Genomic DNA, 1,329 nt, shown 5'->3' on the forward strand with positions numbered 1-1,329 from the left:
TTTTTATTTGTTTACGTCAAATATAAGGCCTTCCTTTGTCACGTAAGCAAAGAAATATATAGATTTATGCTTATCCATTTAAATCAAGACCCTTTGAAAAAAGGATAGTGCTGAATGGCAGTGGTGGGTTCGAGGGGGCAGGCTGAAAGAGTTAAACTCTTCAGTATATAAGTTAACTAAAACGATAACTATGTGTGAGCGGGAGAATAGTAGATCATCTATCTCCCGCTTTTTACATTAAACTCACTTTTGGGGGTTCAGCTGCCGAGCGGCTCGCCGCCTCCTCATTTTGGATAACCATAAATCTTGGCTAATCTAAAGAGGAAGAATTTTTCATCCACCACTCCCCTTAAAGCCGTTCTGAACTGTTTGATTTTTGCGTTAAATGATTCCGCCGCCGCGTTAGAGGACCTCTTATTATAGAAGTTAAGTATCTCCTCATAATGCTCATAAAAGGTTGCTGCGATCACATTAAAAGCATGGAACCCTGCCTCTTCCACCTTGTTATACCATTTGGCCATACTCAATCTTGCCGCATCTTTTATTGTATTCTTAGCCAGAATCATCCTGAGTGAATGGCATAGTCCATACGCCTGTTCCAGTTCCGGATATTCCTTAAAAAGGATTTTGGCTCTCTGTTTCTGTGATGGAGTCCATTTTTCAGATGATTTGAACAGCAGATACCGGCTCCTGGCCAACAGCTCTTTCTTGGAGTCTCCATTTTCATATCTTACAGGCACATATAATTCCCCATTTAGTTTAGCTTCTTCCATCTCTTCGTTGGCTTCTTGGATCGCGTCCCAGCGGAGCTTAATGCGCATTTCCTGTACGGCATCACAGGCCAATTTCTGGATATGGAACCGATCTATCACACGAGATGCCTTACGGAAGCAGGAACGGACTATTTTGCGCATCGAGTCCGACAAGTCCAGTGTCACTTCTTCCACACGGTCCAACAGATCCTCGGGAATATGGCGTAAGGCAGCTATAACAGTCTCTGATTTAACCCCTGCAACAATGGCGACAAGGCACATCTCACGACAGTGCCTGTCCCTGTTGGTGACGATCGTATAGAGATTGCCATTGGACAAGGAAGTCTCATCAATAGCCAGATTGGGACCAATATTATCGGGGAAGACGAGCCAGTCGTCGGCATGACTCAATTCTTCCCAAGTACGATAACCGCTTAATACATCCTTGTACTGCTTTTCTAAAGTAGATGCGTCAATGTGATAAAAATCATCAAGTGTACGGCAGGTCACCGGGGATGTGTCCATATGTCTCTTTTAAAAAAGACGCAAACTCCTGCGAGTAGCGGGTACCTTCGGC

Annotated in this window: 1 protein-coding gene; it reads right to left on the reverse strand. The window is 44.0% G+C overall.

Features of this window, described 5'->3' with window-relative positions; translation table 11 throughout:
• Positions 1 to 284: 284 nt before the first annotated feature.
• Entirely contained in the window at positions 285 to 1,277 is a 993-nt protein-coding gene (locus DW083_RS21900) for a transposase (protein WP_199659207.1), read from the reverse strand.
• Positions 1,278 to 1,329: the final 52 nt, after the last annotated feature.

It is taken from the genome of Parabacteroides sp. AF48-14, from assembly GCF_003477465.1.
Lineage (GTDB): Bacteria > Bacteroidota > Bacteroidia > Bacteroidales > Tannerellaceae > Parabacteroides > Parabacteroides acidifaciens.

What these genes read in the sequence shown, in the direction of transcription:
- DW083_RS21900 (WP_199659207.1), bottom strand. Translation starts at nt 1,277, where the DNA reads ATGGACACATCCCCGGTGACCTGCCGTACACTTGATGATTTTTATCAC.